This window comes from Halomonas sp. TP35 (genome assembly GCF_052375975.1).
GTDB lineage: Bacteria > Pseudomonadota > Gammaproteobacteria > Pseudomonadales > Halomonadaceae > Vreelandella > Vreelandella citrativorans.
On the sequence record NZ_JBQSUZ010000016.1, the window covers coordinates 32,529 to 46,012 of the forward strand.

The window sequence follows — 13,484 nt, forward strand, 5'->3', positions numbered from 1 at the left end:
CGGATAAGGAGTTTTGCATCCATGAAAGCATTTCAGGTCAAGGCGCCCCATGACTACCAGGTCGCCGATGTTGAAGTACCCACCGCCGCCGCAGGCGAAGTACGGGTACGCGTAGCGTTTGCCGGTATCTGCGGTTCGGATATGCATATTATCCACGGCGATAACGCCTTTGTGCGCTTTCCGCGTATCACGGGCCACGAATTTGCGGGCGTTATTGACGCGGTAGGCGAAGGCGTAACGGGTGTAGCCGTGGGTGATCGCGTCTGCGTTGACCCGGTGATTAGTTGCGGCACCTGCTACCCGTGCCGCATTGGCCGCCCCAACGTGTGCGGCGCCCTTGAGGTAATTGGCGTACACCGTAACGGCGGTTTTGAAGAGTTCGTGGCGGTGCCCGCAGCGAATGTTCACAAGCTGCCGGATCATATCAGCCTGGACGCCGCTGCCCTGGTAGAGCCCTACACCATTGCCGCCAACGTGCTGGACCGCATGCAGCCGCACCCCGGTGATCGGCTGCTGATATTGGGCGCAGGTGTGATTGGCATGACGATCCTGCAGATGGCCCGGGCCTTGGGCATTGAGGAGATCATCGTTACCGATGTTATCAATGAGCGCCTGGAGGCTGCTAAAGCGCTTGGCGCCACGCACGTTCTCAACAGCCGTGAGCAGGACGTCGAGAAAGAGGTGCTGGCCCTAACCCAAGGTGAAGGCGTACCGCTGATTGCCGACGCTGCATGTGTGCCGGCGCTGCTTCCTCAGATGCTGCGGCTGGCATCGCCCGCGGGCCGTATTGGCCTGCTCGGGTTCAGCGTTCAGCCAAGCGATCTGGTGCAGCTTGAAGTGATCAAAAAAGAGCTGACACTGGTCGGCTCACGGCTTAATAATCGTAAGTTTCCGGAGGTGCTGGCGCTAATGGCAAGTGGCAAGCTGGACCCGTTGGCGCTGGTTAGCCATCGGTTACCGCTGAGCGATATGCCTGGTGCCATCGATATGCTTGACCACCGTCCTGAAGAAGCCCGTAAAGTACTGATTCAAGTCAGTGCTTAACGCCCACGCCCACTCATATCAACCATTCACATTAACTACGCGCACTAACAATCAACAATGCAAAGTGCAGGAGCGATAAAAATGATCAAGAAGCTATTAACCAGTGCGGTACTTGGAACGGTTCTTCTCAGTGCGCAATCTGCGCTTGCCGCCGACTACACGCTACGCTTTGGCCATTTGGCCAACGAGCAGAACATCTGGCACCAGGCGGCTGAGAAGTTCAAGGAAGAAGTTGAAGCCAACTCTGACGGCCGTGTTGAAGTTCGCCTTTACCCCAGCGAGCAGTTGGGTAATGAAATGGACGTGATCAACAGCATTCAGTTGGGCACGGCAGACATGACGATTACCGGCGAGAGCCTGCAAAACTGGGCGCCCAAGGCGGCCATGATGGCCGTGCCTTATGCCTTCCGCGACTCCGAGCATCTGCACGCAGCCGTTAACGGTGAGATTGGCACCGAGATTGAAGAGCAGATCACAGAGCGTACCAACCTGGTGCCCTTGGCCTGGTTTGAGCGTGGCCCTCGCGAGCTGACCTCCAACCGTCCGATCCGCACGCCAGAAGAGTTGGACGACCTACGCCTGCGCGTGCCTAACGTGCCGCTTTTCGTAGATACCTGGCAGGCGATGGGTGCACGCCCAACTCCCATGGCGTTCAGTGAAGTGTTCACCGCACTTCAGCAGAACACGCTGGAAGGTCAGGAAAATCCGCTTAGCCTGATCGAAAGCGCCAGCTTCAACGAGGTGCAGGACTACGTCAACATGACCGGTCATGTGCGCAGCTGGATCTACGTTGTGATTGGCCGTAACCAGTTGGAAAACATGCCTGAAGATCTTCAGCAGGTTGTACGTGATGCTGCACAAACCATGCAGGCGTATGAGTCAGAGCTGTTTGTCGAAGACCAAACGCGTCTTGAGCAGGCGCTGCAAGAGCGCGGCATGGAGTTCGTTGAGGTGGATGTCGATGCCTTCGCTGAAGCGGCCCGCCCAGCGGTACTCGAAGCATTGACTCCTGAACAGCGTGAGATTTTCGACGCTATTCAAGGCCTGTAAGTCGGTAAGTAATGAGGATGGGCTGGCCGTGCGCCAGCCCATCGTCTATCTGCAAGAGTGGTTTATCCCATGAGGATACGTTTATGAGCTCGGATCAAAAAGCGCTTGAGCAAGAAGCGTTGGAGAGTTTGGATTCGATGTCGGTGGTACCCAGGCTGCAAGGTCCTATTGGACGTTTGATTGGCTGGGTGGATACCTGTTTTCTAACCCTGGCTGTGCTTGCACTGGTCGCTATTGCGGGCACGGTGTTGTTGCAGGTGAGTTCTCGGCTATTTCTGCCGTTCTCCATTGCCTGGACAGAAGAGCTCTCGCGCTATCTGTTTATTTACATGGTGGCGCTCTCGGTCGGTGTGGTGATGCGCCAGCATCGCAATATCAGTGTCGAGCTGTTCCATCATATGCTTGGCCCTCGCGTGAAAGCCGCGTTTCAGGCGCTGATCTGCTTGATGATTGGTGTATTTGCGTTTCTGGTGCTGCCCTATGCCTGGCAGTATGCCCAGAACGGTACCTGGCAGACCTCGCCAACGCTGCGGATTCCCATGCTGTATATCTTTTTCTCAACGGTAGTCACCTTTGCGCTACTCCTGGCTTATAGCGTGCTGGGGTGTCTTGAGGGAATTATCGCAATGTGTCGTCCCTCTGCCACCCGTGAACAGGAGTCGTAAGCATGGAAGTTATTATTCTGTTTAGTGTTTTTCTGATACTTCTCGTGGTGGGCATGCCCATCGCGTTTGCTCTGGGTATCGCCTCTGTATCGTATCTATTGCTGGAGGGCATTTCGCTCACTATTGTGCCCCAGCGTATGTACGCGGGTATCGACACCTTCGTTCTACTGTGTATTCCAGGCTTTGTGCTGGCCGGTAACTTGATGAACGTGGGCAATATCACCGAACATATCGTACGCTTCTCCAACGCGCTGCTTGGCCATATTCGCGGCGGGCTAGGCCTTGCCAACGTGGGCGGCTCAATGATTTTTGGCGGTATTTCGGGCACCGCCGTGGCAGACTCCGCGAGTATCGGCTCGGTCATGATTCCGGGCATGGCGCGCTCGGGCTATGACAAGCCATTTGCCGCCGCTGTTACGGCCGCCTCGTCTACCGTCGGGCCGATCATTCCGCCCAGTGTGCCGATGATCATTGCCGGTTCGTTAAGCGGTATTTCTGTGGGGCGGATGTTCCTGGCAGGTGCGGTGCCCGGTCTTTTAATGGGCTTGGCCATGATGTTGACGGTGTACATTCTGGCCGTTCGTCGAGGCTACCCCAAAGAGAAGCGCGTGCCGGTCCTGCAGCTTCTGCGCGAAGCCAAGACGGTGTTTTGGGCGCTATTGATGACCGTGATTATTCTCTACGGCATCATCGGCGGCTTCTTTACGCCCACCGAAGCCTCGATTGTGGCCAGTCTTTACGCCTTGGTGGTAGGTATGTACGTCTACAAGGGGCTTACCTGGCGCAAACTGCCGGGTATTCTGGTCGATACCGTTTTGACCTCGTCAGCGCTTTTGTTGATGGTGGGCCTGGCCAACCTGTTCGGTTGGATTCTGACCAGTGAGCAGATCCCTCAAATGATCGCTGCGCTGATTCTCTCCATCAGCGAAAATCCGCTGATCGTACTACTGATTCTGAACCTGATTCTGCTGTTTGTCGGCGCCTTCATGGAAACCATCGCCGCGCTGATCATTCTATTCCCGGCCCTCGTAGGCGTGGCCACCGGTGTGGGTGTGGACCCAGTGCACTTTGCCGTCATTGCCGTGCTCAACCTGATGATAGGCCTGACCACGCCACCGGTCGGGGTGTGTCTGTTTGTCGTCGCTGGCATCGGTAAGCTGCCCATGCTCTCAGTGGCGCGTGCGATTGTACCTTTCCTGCTATGCAACCTGGCAGTACTGATGCTGGTGACCTACGTGCCGGCTATTTCACTCTGGCTGCCTAATCTGCTGATGGGGAGTAACTAGCTTTAACTGTTTAATGTGTTAAAGCGACAACCCGTCTCATGTTGTGTACAAGCCTGCCGGGCGCTTTTCAGCACCCGGCAGGCTTTTTTATGTTGAACACCACCATCATTGCATCGGCGCTACGCTGCTGTGGCGTGTGAGAGAAGGGGCTGATTTTCTGATGAGCTGTGATTTTAATTATTGCTCATAGCGCGCTGAGCTGTTTAAGCAGGCCGCTAGATGCTTGGAAAATCGCAAAAAAAGTACATTCTCTGTTATGGCTTCAGTAAATAGCACGATTCATTATTGCCATTATAGTCTCGAAATCAGTGTTGAAACGGTGGTTTTTAAATGCCGAGCTAAAATTTGGCTAAATAAAAAACATATATTATTCAGTTGCTTGTGTTGTAAGTACAACGTTTAGTTTAAGGTCGATTTGGAAGGCGCTACCAAAGTATAGAATGCAGGGCTTACGTTTTTTGCCATGCTGCCATACTAGTTGTATCAGTTGATGTTTTTAACGACTCACCTCAGGCGTCTTTTTAAATGAGCGATATGAGTACCACGCTACAAGCGCTATGGCAGGATATACCGGAGACGGAATCGATTCGTTATCGTCTTTATCATGTCCTTCGCCAGTCCATTATCAAAATGGTATTGGCACCGGGCAAAGCGCTGTCTGAAAAAGAAGTAGCGAGTACTTTTTCAATCAGTCGTCAACCGGTGCGCGAAACGTTTATTCGTCTTTCGGAAGCGGGGCTTGTCGAGGTCCGACCGCAGCGAGGCACCTATGTGGTCAAGATCTCCCGACGCGCAGTGCTGGAAGCGCGCTTTATACGTGAAGCAGTAGAAGTGGCAATTGTTCTAGAAGCTGCAAAAGCACAACTTCCCGCCGCTGACATAATGGAATTGAATGAACTTGTCTTGCGCCAAAAAAGTTGTATCGAAAGACAAGATCATGATCGCTTCTTTATTTTGGACGAAATGTTTCATCGAAGACTTGCGTTTTCTACCGGACAAGCCATGGCGTGGAGCGTTATCGAAAATGCTAAAGCGCAGTTAGATAGAGTGCGCTACCTAAGCATTCCTGATTCCACGCCTATCGCAAAACTCGCTGATCAACATCAATCAATCGTAAACGCCATTGCTGAAGCAGACGCGCCTGGTGCAGCAAAGGCGATGAGCCTTCACCAACGTGAAATACTCCAATCTTTACCAGAACTTGAACACCGGTTTCACGACATGTTTGAAGAAACAGCTACTCCCATAACGCGCCATGTTGGTTAAAACATACGTTATGGAGTCAAGCGGGGCGTAGAGCTAATTTCTACAACTCAGTAATACAACATCAATAACAAACGATAGATTAAGGAGATGAAAATGAAGCTTAAAACATTACTTCCCATAGCGTTGGTACTAGCCAGTAGCTCTGCATATGCCAACTACCAGCTAAACTTATCAATTGCGCTAAGCCCGCAAGACCCTATTGCCCAAGCACTGGATGCGGCAAAAGAGAAAATAGAAGAGCGCTCTAATGGTGAGTTGGCTATCCAGATTTTTCCTAATAGTCAGCTAGGGTCAGACGAAGATGTTGTTGAGCAGATTCGCAGCGGCGCCAATATCGCTATCTTGATTGATGCAGGCCGCTTGTCCGAATATCAGCCTGAGCTGGGTATTTTGAGTGCCCCTTATCTCGTCGAAGACCATAGAGATTATGATCAAATCACCTCCTCTGCGCTTTATAGCGATTGGGTAGAAAGCCTGGCGGATCAAAGTGGTCTTCGCCTGCTTAACTACAACTGGTTTCAAGGATCTCGCCAAATGTTGACCCAGAACGAGATCAACGCGCCAGAAGATCTGAGCGGTGTACGCATACGCACAATCAACTCTCCCGTATGGGTCAAAACCATCGAAGCGATGGGAGCAACGGCAACACCGCTGCCTTGGTCAGAAGTTTATTCAGCCCTACAGTTAGGCTCTATTGATGGGGCAGAGGCGCAGCTAACTGCGGCAGAGGGGCAAAATTTGCATGAGGTAATAACCCATGTAGCACTTACGAACCACATTCATTTAATGACCGGCATCGCAACGTCTGAGCAGTGGTTTCAATCCCTACCGGAAGAGTTGCGCATTATCCTCGATGAAGAGCTTTTAAGCGCAGGGAATGAGGCAAGTATCGCCATAGCCGAAGCTCAGGCCGCCGTACAAGAGCGTATGGAGTCTGAGGGCGTTACTTTTACAGAGGTCGACGCGGAACTGTTTCGTGAAAGAGTGGGCGGTGTGTACGAAGAGCTGGGCTACGACCAGTATCGCGATCAACTATTCAGTCAAGAGTAGCGTGAAAGCCCTTACCGCTAAGGTAAGGGCGCTTTACCGCTGAAATCAGTTTTCCGTATGCCCTTAGTAGGAAGGATTCAATATGTGGCGCTGGTACGACAAGGGCGAAGAGTGGCTGGCTATATCGCTTTTAGGGGGCACCTCTCTTTCGATGTTAGTTAGCTCAACTGCTAGAGCTGTAGGCCAGCCTTTCGCTGGTGGCGCTGAACTTGCGCAGTTTTTGTTCATTTGGACTGCTGTATTGGGTGCGGATATCACGTTGCGCCAGGGGGGGCAGGTGAGAATAGATGCGTTGGTTATTCGTCTTCCCGCCAAATTACAGTTAATTATTACCAGTTTGTGCTTGGGTATGATGTTGCTATTTCTCGTGCTGCTTGCCTGGTATGGTTTTATTTTAGCTACTTCAAACTGGCAAAGGCCTATGGGTGTTGCCGGGTTAAGTTATGGCTATATCACGTTGGCGCTGCCGATTGGTGCTGTCTTAATGATAATAACGCTGCTGCGTCGTATAACAGCGATAGGGATTATCGCAAGCCTGGTCGCAGACGACGATAACGCGGTGGAGGAAACACTATGACGGCCGCTTTATTATTGGGGTTTGGGTTGTTGCTTATGGCGATAGGCATGCCGGTGGCTTTTGCGATCGGCATTGCTGGATTTTCATATTTTTTACTGCCGGAGACATTCCTGCCAACCAGTATTGCTGTACAGCGTGTTGTTTCGTCCACTCAGTCGTTTCCGCTATTAGCCGTACCGCTGTTTATTTTTATCGGGCACTTGATGAATGCCAGCGGTATAACCCCTCGGCTGGTCCACCTTTCGACACTCTTAGCGGGGTGGATGAGTGGCGGCTTGGCCCAGGCGAGCATCGTATTGAGTACCTTGATGGGCGGTGTGTCTGGATCCGCGGTAGCCGATGCCGCTATGCAGTCGCGCGTCCTGGGAAAAAGCATGATTAAAGGGGGGTACTCTGCTGGCTTTTCGGGTGCCGTGCTTTCTATAGGCGGTCTCATTACCGCGACGATCCCGCCTAGTATTGGTCTGATCTTGTATGGATATCTGGGAGAGGTCTCCATCGGGCGTCTATTTATCGCTGGACTGGTTCCTGGCTTTTTATTGATGGTCGCGTTTATGGTCACCACTTATATCATGGCCAAGCATCGCGGCTACCAGCCTGTAAGGTCTCATCTACCGAAGGGCAAGGAGCTTCTAAAAGCGCTGCGAGAAAGTATTTGGGCCATACTGTTTCCGGTCTGGCTATTGGTGGGTATTCGCTATGGGTTATTTACGCCTTCCGAGGCGGGCGCTTTTGCGGTTGCTTATGCGCTCTTCATCGGCTGCGTAATTCATCGAGAAATGGGTGTTAAAGAGTTGCTCAATGCCATGCGTGCCAGCGTAAGAGACATTGGGATGGTCATGCTGATTATCATGTTTGCCGGCATTATCGGTTATGTGGTGTCTTTCGAGCGTGTGCCTCAAACAATAGCGGAACTTACCTTGGGCGTTTTTACTAACCAAACCGCTTTATTGTTTGTACTTGCATTTTTGCTGGTTTGTATGGGGATGCTGCTTGAAGCAACCGTTGTAGTGATGCTGCTAACGCCTATTCTTGTGCCTGTTATTAAAGCTGCTGGCGTGGACCCCGTTCATTTCGGGCTTTTGATGATGACGCTTGTGACATTTGGGGGGATGACGCCGCCTGTAGGCATCTCGATGTATACGGTTTGCGGTATTTTACGCTGCTCTTTTTATGACTACAGCAGAGAGCTACTGCCTTATGTATTAGCTGTTTTCGTAGTCGTCTCCTGTATTATATTCTTCCCCAATATTGTTTTATTTTTGCCTAACCTATTGCTCGGCTGAAGCGACTTTTAAGAGCTAGCGTTGTAAAAGTGCCAAGACACGATGGGTTGGCGAGCGCCGGGTAATAACTCGGCGCTATTCTTTTAACACCACTTTGTCGGCAAAGAGGTAGTAGTCGAGTTCGTCTTCTTCCTCTAATGTACTGGCTTTAAAAAGCATCTCTTTCGTATTTTCGAGATGTTGCCACATGGCTTGGTGAGCGGCGCTCGCATCGCGTCGAATTAGGGCTTTTAAAATAACATCATGATCGTCGCACCAACTATCCAACGATTGGCGATTATCAATTCGATCATGGAGTTTTTGCCACAATAAGTTTTTATCGCGTTGATACCAAAGCTTTTCGACCAGGTAGACTAAAACAGCATTTTGGCTCGACTTGGCTATCTGCAAATGAAAGCGTTTGTCCCATTCTGAGTCTTGATAGCGATCTTCATCGCGTGCTTGTTTGCTGATCTCCATCAGCTCCAGTATATCGCTTTTGGTAATTAGGGTGGCCGCAAGCGCTGCAATCTGACTTTCGATAAGCTGGCGTGCCTGGAGCATTTCGAAAGGGCCGGCGCTGAGCGCGTTATCCTCGTCTTCGGTTTTACTGGGCATAGGCTCCTTGGGAGGCGACAGCACATAAATACCTGACCCCTTGCGTACCTCCACTAGCCCTTGGAGTTCCAGCATGATCAGCGCTTCGCGAACCACTGTGCGGCTAACGCCCAGCTCTTCTGCGATATCACGCTCGGCGGGAAGCCGGTTGCCCTCGCCGTAAAGGCCAGACAAGATGCGCTCTTTCAATTGTAACCCGGTCTTTTGATAGAGGCGTTTGGGAGTAGGCAGTTGCATTTTTGTGTTCCAAGGCTAAATAAAGTGCCGGACCAGAAGGCTGTTCAAACGGTAACTAGCGCTCGTACCCACAGGTTTTCCTTAAACGCGGTGAGTGAAGCGAGGGGGCTTTCCTCGCTTCACTTTTCAAGAGCACTTACTCTCTTAGAGCCTGCTTCTTATCCCAGCGTTTAACTCCTGCTATAGGGAGGCAGTGACCTCGTTGCTCTTCGGCTTCTCTTCACCGTTTATGTACAGCGTGCGGGTGTCGCCGGTAGCCAGTATGAAGATCGCTGATTCGTAGGGTAGGCGATAGCCATTAGAAATGACGTCTGTCGTTACATGGATCGCATCTTCGCTAGTATGCATGTGAAGCTCTACCAAGGCATGAGCGGTGCGCCAATGGCTCGTTTCGCCGTCATCCTCATAATGGGTGTACCGAGATATGCCATTTGCCCCCCGTGGCGGGAAAAGTAAAAAGCCGCGCTGGTCCGCATCTTTATTGGCAAATGTGCGTGAAGCCTCGTTGGTGGGGATAATGGCGCCCGCTTTAACGAGAAGAGGAGTTTGATGATGAGGTGCGTCGAGCGTGGCTTGTGTGCCGCCTGCGATGAACCTGCCCGTATAAAAATCGAACCAGCCACCTGGGTGTTCAGGCGCGTAGACATCACGAGTCGAGACGCCGGGCTCAACAACGCTTGCAACGAGCAACGATTCGCCCACTAAAAAGTCGTCGTTCTCAAGCCAGGTACGCGTGTCCTCTTCAAAATCGAAGAAGGTGGGTTTGAGGATTGGTTCGTGATGTACATGGGCCTTGTAAAACGCGCTATACCAATAGGGCGTTAGTCGTGAGCGTAGCTTTATCAGCTCACGAATAGGGGCGACGGCCTCGTCATACATCCACGGCTCGTTGACTGTTGCGTCTTCGTTCCAGGAGTGAATGGTAAAACGAGGGTGGAAGATGCCATTTTGCACCCAGCGGATAAAAAGCTCTGAATCCGGTTTAGGGCCAGCAAAGCCTCCTACATCGTGGCCGAAGTTATAAACGCCCGAAAGGCTCAAGCCAATACCTGTCTTGTTATTAAACTTGATGGTTTTCCATTCGGTGCGATTGTCACCGGTCCAGGTTTGCACGTAACGATGCATGCCTGGTGCGCCCGAGCGCGAAATGAGGAAAGGACGTTTTTCAGAAGCGTAGGTTGTTTGTGCTTCGAAAGAGGCCTTCATCATTAATAGTGGGAAGAGCGCACGAATGCGTGTAAAGGGAAGGCGAGCGCCAAAGCCGTCTGCTTGAGTGCCTTTACTCCAAATCTCATACTCGTTGTTGTCGTTCCAGGTCGTCTCGATACCATACTCAAGCAACTGCCGGGTTACTTCCTCTTTCCACCAGTTATAGGCGCCCTCATTTGTGAAGTCGACATGTGCGCCCCCACCATCCCAGAACTGCGCAAGCTCTGTATTACCGCTTTCATCTTTTAGAAAATAGCCAAGCGACTCCAGTTTTGCGTACTGTGGATGCTCCGTGAGAAGCGCCGGTTTTATATTGGCGGCAAGACGGATACCTTTGCGCTTGAAGTCTGCCGAGAGCTTTTTAGCATCGGGAAATTTCTGCGTATTCCAGTTGAAGACGTAGCGCTTGCCATCGATGGAGGTATAACCCGACGAGAGCTGAAATGAATCGCAGAGAATGTCGTGCTTTTCACACTGCTCAATAAACTCCCACACCTGCTCTTGTGCATTGGGAGCATCGGTGTAGCTCATGGTTGAGCCTGAGTAACCGATGCTCCATTTGGGTGGCAGGGCCGTATTACCCGTCATCCAGGTATAAGTGGTTACTACATCGCGCATATGAGGACCGGCGATCATGTAGTAATCCAGGTCACCGGATTCGGCTTCAAAGTAACGATAAAGGCCATGATAGTTATCAAGCTCACGGCCCATATCAAAGTAGCCAGGCGCTAAGTTGTCATAGAAAAGACCGTAGGAGAACGCTTGTTCCGGCTTGCGGGTAATATAAAAAGGAATGTGTTTATACAGTGGATCCGAATGTTCGGCATCATAACCCATCGCATCGATTGTAATATTACGATAGCGGCGGTGATGATGGTTTAGGTGCCCGGTTCGCTCACCCAAACCGTAATACTGCTCCTGAATATCTCTTTTCAGGTAGTGCTTGAGTTCCTGGCCTAATTCGCCATTGAAGTTATATGCTTGGGTCTGTCTATCCTGAGCGAACAGCTGCCACTGGCCATGAGTGGTGTGATACCAGTCAATTCGAAAACCTTCCTTTTGAATGACGGCTTTTAACTGGCGAGTTTGGATTGCAAAGCTCTGTTCATCCTCAGATAGCGTGTAGCCCGGCAAACTAAAGTGCTCGGTACTGAACCTGTCTCGGCCACGATGAGGAAGATCGTCTTGGCCTGGCGCAATACTCCAGGTCTTACCAACCTCAAGTCCTGTTTGTTTTTCAAAAAGTACGCGAAATATGCCCTCCTCAAGGATAAAGAAGTGAGCCTTCACGTCTTCATCCCTTGATGCAAAGATGAGATGGTTTTGCTGAGTCTTGGCTAAGTGAAAGCGAAAGCGCTCTTGAATATTCATCCAGGTCAATCCTTGAAAATTACATGAGGCCGGCTAGGCGCGGAAGCCATTCGCTGAGAATCGGCAGTAGCGTTATCAGCATGAGAACCGCGATGACTGCCGCATAAAACGGTAGAAGAGGTCTAATCACTTCTTCCATTTTGACTTTGCCTACCTTGCTGCCAACGTACAGCGCGCTGCCGCCGGGAGGCGTGATGTTGCCAATACACAAGTTTACGATGAGCACGACACCAAAGTGCACAGGGCTCATGCCAAATTCCGACACTACGGGTAAAAAGATAGGAGTAAAGATCAATATGGCCGGCGTGACGTCCATAAACGTGCCAATCAATAGCAAAATAATATTGATCAATATGAGAATCAGAATGGGATTATCGGTCAGCGATAGAATACCTTCGCTAATGGCTGCTGGAATCCCCGTGAAAGCCATCACTAGCGCCAGCATGGCGGATGTGCCGATAAGGAACATGATGACAACGGTAAGCTCTGCTGTTTCCTTGAGTATGCTGGGCAGTTGCTGAATCGATAAGCTGCGATAGGCGAAAGAGAGCAGTAACGCATACAGCACGGCCACTGCCGACGCCTCGGTGGCGGTAAATATGCCACCTGTAATACCGCCGATAATAATGATGATTAAAAACAGGCTGGGTACGGCGTCCCACAGTACTTTCATGGCAGCGCGCAAGGGGACTTTATGTGGCGTGGTATAGCCTCTTTGCTTGGCAATGATGTAGGCCACCGCCATGGTCGCCATTCCCCAGAGTATGCCTGGGATGTAGCCTGCTAAAAATAGCGCAGCCACCGAGGTGCCACCGCTAACCAGGGAGTAAATAATGAAAAGCCCGGTCGGTGGGATAATTAACCCCGTGGGGGCTGAGGCAATATTAACCGCGGCAGAGAACTTACGGTCATAACCTTCCTTCTCTTGCAGTGGTTGCATGACCTTACCGATCGCCGCCGCAGAGGCCACAGAAGAGCCTGCAAGCGAGCCAAACAACATATTGCCGACAATGTTAGTGTGTGCAAGCGAGCCGGGTAAGCGCCCCGTAAAGAGTTTTGCCACATTGACCAAGCGTAGCGCGATACCACCCTGGTTCATAATGATGCCGGTAAGCAAAAAGAAAGGAACGGCGAGTAGCGTGAAGCTATCAATACCGGTCACCATCTTTTGTGCTGAGGTAAATACCGCAACATCAAACGGAGCAATCAGTAGCATTGTTACGATGGAGGCACCCGCCATACTGATGGCGATTGGTACCCCGATAAATAGAAGGATAAAGAAAGAAATGAGTAGACTGAAACCTGCAATAATTGTCATGGCTCAAATGCCTTAATTGTGTATTAAACGTCTAAGGTTTGATCGAAATCGTGGGGAATTCTGGCGCTGGTATTGATAAGTTCTGAAATGCAAAACCAAAGGATTAGAACGCCTGAGGTGGGTAGGGAGAGGTAGATATAACCCATCGGTATGCCAAGGGAGACGGTCTGCTGGGACATGGTTAAAGAGACCAGCCAGACGCCCCCATAAATCATGACGATAATAGAAAAGAGGATCAGGAAGGCGAGTACGGCAAAGTGAGCGGTTTTCTGCAGGCCAGGAGAAAACCGGTTAGTCACCATTTCTACCGCAATGTGCTTTTTAGTGTGAAAGGCGAGCGCGCCGCCGATCATCGTGATCCAGATAAGCGAATAGCGCAGGAACTCCTGCGAAAACGTGCTGGGATCATTAAGCAAATAGCGGCTCACCACCTGCCATAGTGCAACCAGCACCATGATAACTAGCATTGCTGATGTAAGCACCGTGATGACTTTGCTTAGCCAGCGATTAATAGTGTTTACCATGGCT

The 13,484-nt window shown here is 51.1% G+C and carries 12 protein-coding genes; 8 read left to right on the plus strand and 4 right to left on the minus strand.

Features of this window, described 5'->3' with window-relative positions; translation table 11 throughout:
* Nucleotides 1-21: 21 nt before the first annotated feature.
* The 8 genes from ACT3RU_RS15170 (at nucleotide 22) to ACT3RU_RS15205 (ending at nucleotide 8,224) form a co-directional block, all read left to right on the plus strand.
* Complete coding sequence (locus ACT3RU_RS15170) at nucleotides 22-1,044, plus strand: Zn-dependent oxidoreductase (RefSeq protein WP_483392849.1); 1,023 nt, start codon at nucleotides 22-24, stop codon at nucleotides 1,042-1,044.
* Nucleotides 1,045-1,125: 81 nt separating this feature from the next.
* The gene (locus ACT3RU_RS15175) at nucleotides 1,126-2,094 is read left to right on the plus strand and encodes a TRAP transporter substrate-binding protein (protein ID WP_483392850.1); all 969 of its coding nucleotides are present in this window, start codon (nucleotides 1,126-1,128) and stop codon (nucleotides 2,092-2,094) included.
* A gap of 83 nt (nucleotides 2,095-2,177) precedes the next feature.
* On the plus strand, nucleotides 2,178-2,759 hold the full coding sequence (locus tag ACT3RU_RS15180) for a TRAP transporter small permease (protein ID WP_087109622.1): 582 nt from the start codon (nucleotides 2,178-2,180) through the stop codon (nucleotides 2,757-2,759).
* A 2-nt stretch (nucleotides 2,760-2,761) separates the two neighbouring features.
* On the plus strand, nucleotides 2,762-4,045 hold the full coding sequence (locus ACT3RU_RS15185; protein ID WP_483392851.1) for a TRAP transporter large permease: 1,284 nt from the start codon (nucleotides 2,762-2,764) through the stop codon (nucleotides 4,043-4,045).
* Nucleotides 4,046-4,579: 534 nt separating this feature from the next.
* Nucleotides 4,580-5,311: a GntR family transcriptional regulator gene (locus tag ACT3RU_RS15190; RefSeq protein ID WP_087109700.1), complete on the plus strand. Its 732-nt coding sequence runs from the start codon at nucleotides 4,580-4,582 to the stop codon at nucleotides 5,309-5,311.
* Nucleotides 5,312-5,404: 93 nt separating this feature from the next.
* Nucleotides 5,405-6,361 (plus strand): C4-dicarboxylate TRAP transporter substrate-binding protein, encoded by a 957-nt coding sequence (locus tag ACT3RU_RS15195; RefSeq protein ID WP_483392852.1) that lies wholly within the window; start codon nucleotides 5,405-5,407, stop codon nucleotides 6,359-6,361.
* Between the two features lie 82 nt (nucleotides 6,362-6,443).
* Complete coding sequence (locus ACT3RU_RS15200; RefSeq protein WP_483392853.1) at nucleotides 6,444-6,938, plus strand: TRAP transporter small permease; 495 nt, start codon at nucleotides 6,444-6,446, stop codon at nucleotides 6,936-6,938.
* A complete protein-coding gene (locus tag ACT3RU_RS15205) occupies nucleotides 6,935-8,224 on the plus strand; it encodes a TRAP transporter large permease (protein ID WP_483392854.1) in 1,290 nt (429 codons plus the stop codon). Before ACT3RU_RS15200 ends, ACT3RU_RS15205 begins: the two co-directional genes overlap by 4 nt.
* A 75-nt stretch (nucleotides 8,225-8,299) precedes the next feature.
* Here ACT3RU_RS15205 and ACT3RU_RS15210 read toward each other — a convergent pair whose 3' ends face one another.
* From ACT3RU_RS15210 to ACT3RU_RS15225, 4 genes are all read right to left on the minus strand, one after another.
* Nucleotides 8,300-9,058: an FCD domain-containing protein gene (locus tag ACT3RU_RS15210; protein ID WP_483392855.1), complete on the minus strand. Its 759-nt coding sequence runs from the start codon at nucleotides 9,056-9,058 to the stop codon at nucleotides 8,300-8,302.
* 180 nt (nucleotides 9,059-9,238) lie between these two features.
* Nucleotides 9,239-11,638, minus strand: a complete 2,400-nt coding sequence (locus tag ACT3RU_RS15215; RefSeq protein WP_483392856.1) for a glycoside hydrolase family 31 protein — start codon at nucleotides 11,636-11,638, stop codon at nucleotides 9,239-9,241.
* Between the two features lie 19 nt (nucleotides 11,639-11,657).
* On the minus strand, nucleotides 11,658-12,956 hold the full coding sequence (locus ACT3RU_RS15220) for a TRAP transporter large permease (RefSeq protein ID WP_483392857.1): 1,299 nt from the start codon (nucleotides 12,954-12,956) through the stop codon (nucleotides 11,658-11,660).
* A gap of 23 nt (nucleotides 12,957-12,979) precedes the next feature.
* Nucleotides 12,980-13,480 (minus strand): TRAP transporter small permease, encoded by a 501-nt coding sequence (locus tag ACT3RU_RS15225; protein WP_483392858.1) that lies wholly within the window; start codon nucleotides 13,478-13,480, stop codon nucleotides 12,980-12,982.
* Nucleotides 13,481-13,484 lie beyond the last annotated feature (4 nt).

Excerpts from the sequence above, each read along its gene's own strand:
- ACT3RU_RS15170 (WP_483392849.1), top strand. The coding sequence starts at position 22 with ATGAAAGCATTTCAGGTCAAGGCGCCCCATGACTACCAGGTCGCCGAT.
- ACT3RU_RS15175 (WP_483392850.1), top strand. The coding sequence starts at position 1,126 with ATGATCAAGAAGCTATTAACCAGTGCGGTACTTGGAACGGTTCTTCTC.
- ACT3RU_RS15180 (WP_087109622.1), top strand. The coding sequence starts at position 2,178 with ATGAGCTCGGATCAAAAAGCGCTTGAGCAAGAAGCGTTGGAGAGTTTG.
- ACT3RU_RS15185 (WP_483392851.1), top strand. The coding sequence starts at position 2,762 with ATGGAAGTTATTATTCTGTTTAGTGTTTTTCTGATACTTCTCGTGGTG.
- ACT3RU_RS15190 (WP_087109700.1), top strand. The coding sequence starts at position 4,580 with ATGAGTACCACGCTACAAGCGCTATGGCAGGATATACCGGAGACGGAA.
- ACT3RU_RS15195 (WP_483392852.1), top strand. The coding sequence starts at position 5,405 with ATGAAGCTTAAAACATTACTTCCCATAGCGTTGGTACTAGCCAGTAGC.
- ACT3RU_RS15200 (WP_483392853.1), top strand. The coding sequence starts at position 6,444 with ATGTGGCGCTGGTACGACAAGGGCGAAGAGTGGCTGGCTATATCGCTT.
- ACT3RU_RS15205 (WP_483392854.1), top strand. The coding sequence starts at position 6,935 with ATGACGGCCGCTTTATTATTGGGGTTTGGGTTGTTGCTTATGGCGATA.
- ACT3RU_RS15210 (WP_483392855.1), bottom strand. The coding sequence starts at position 9,058 with ATGCAACTGCCTACTCCCAAACGCCTCTATCAAAAGACCGGGTTACAA.
- ACT3RU_RS15215 (WP_483392856.1), bottom strand. The coding sequence starts at position 11,638 with ATGAATATTCAAGAGCGCTTTCGCTTTCACTTAGCCAAGACTCAGCAA.
- ACT3RU_RS15220 (WP_483392857.1), bottom strand. The coding sequence starts at position 12,956 with ATGACAATTATTGCAGGTTTCAGTCTACTCATTTCTTTCTTTATCCTT.
- ACT3RU_RS15225 (WP_483392858.1), bottom strand. The coding sequence starts at position 13,480 with ATGGTAAACACTATTAATCGCTGGCTAAGCAAAGTCATCACGGTGCTT.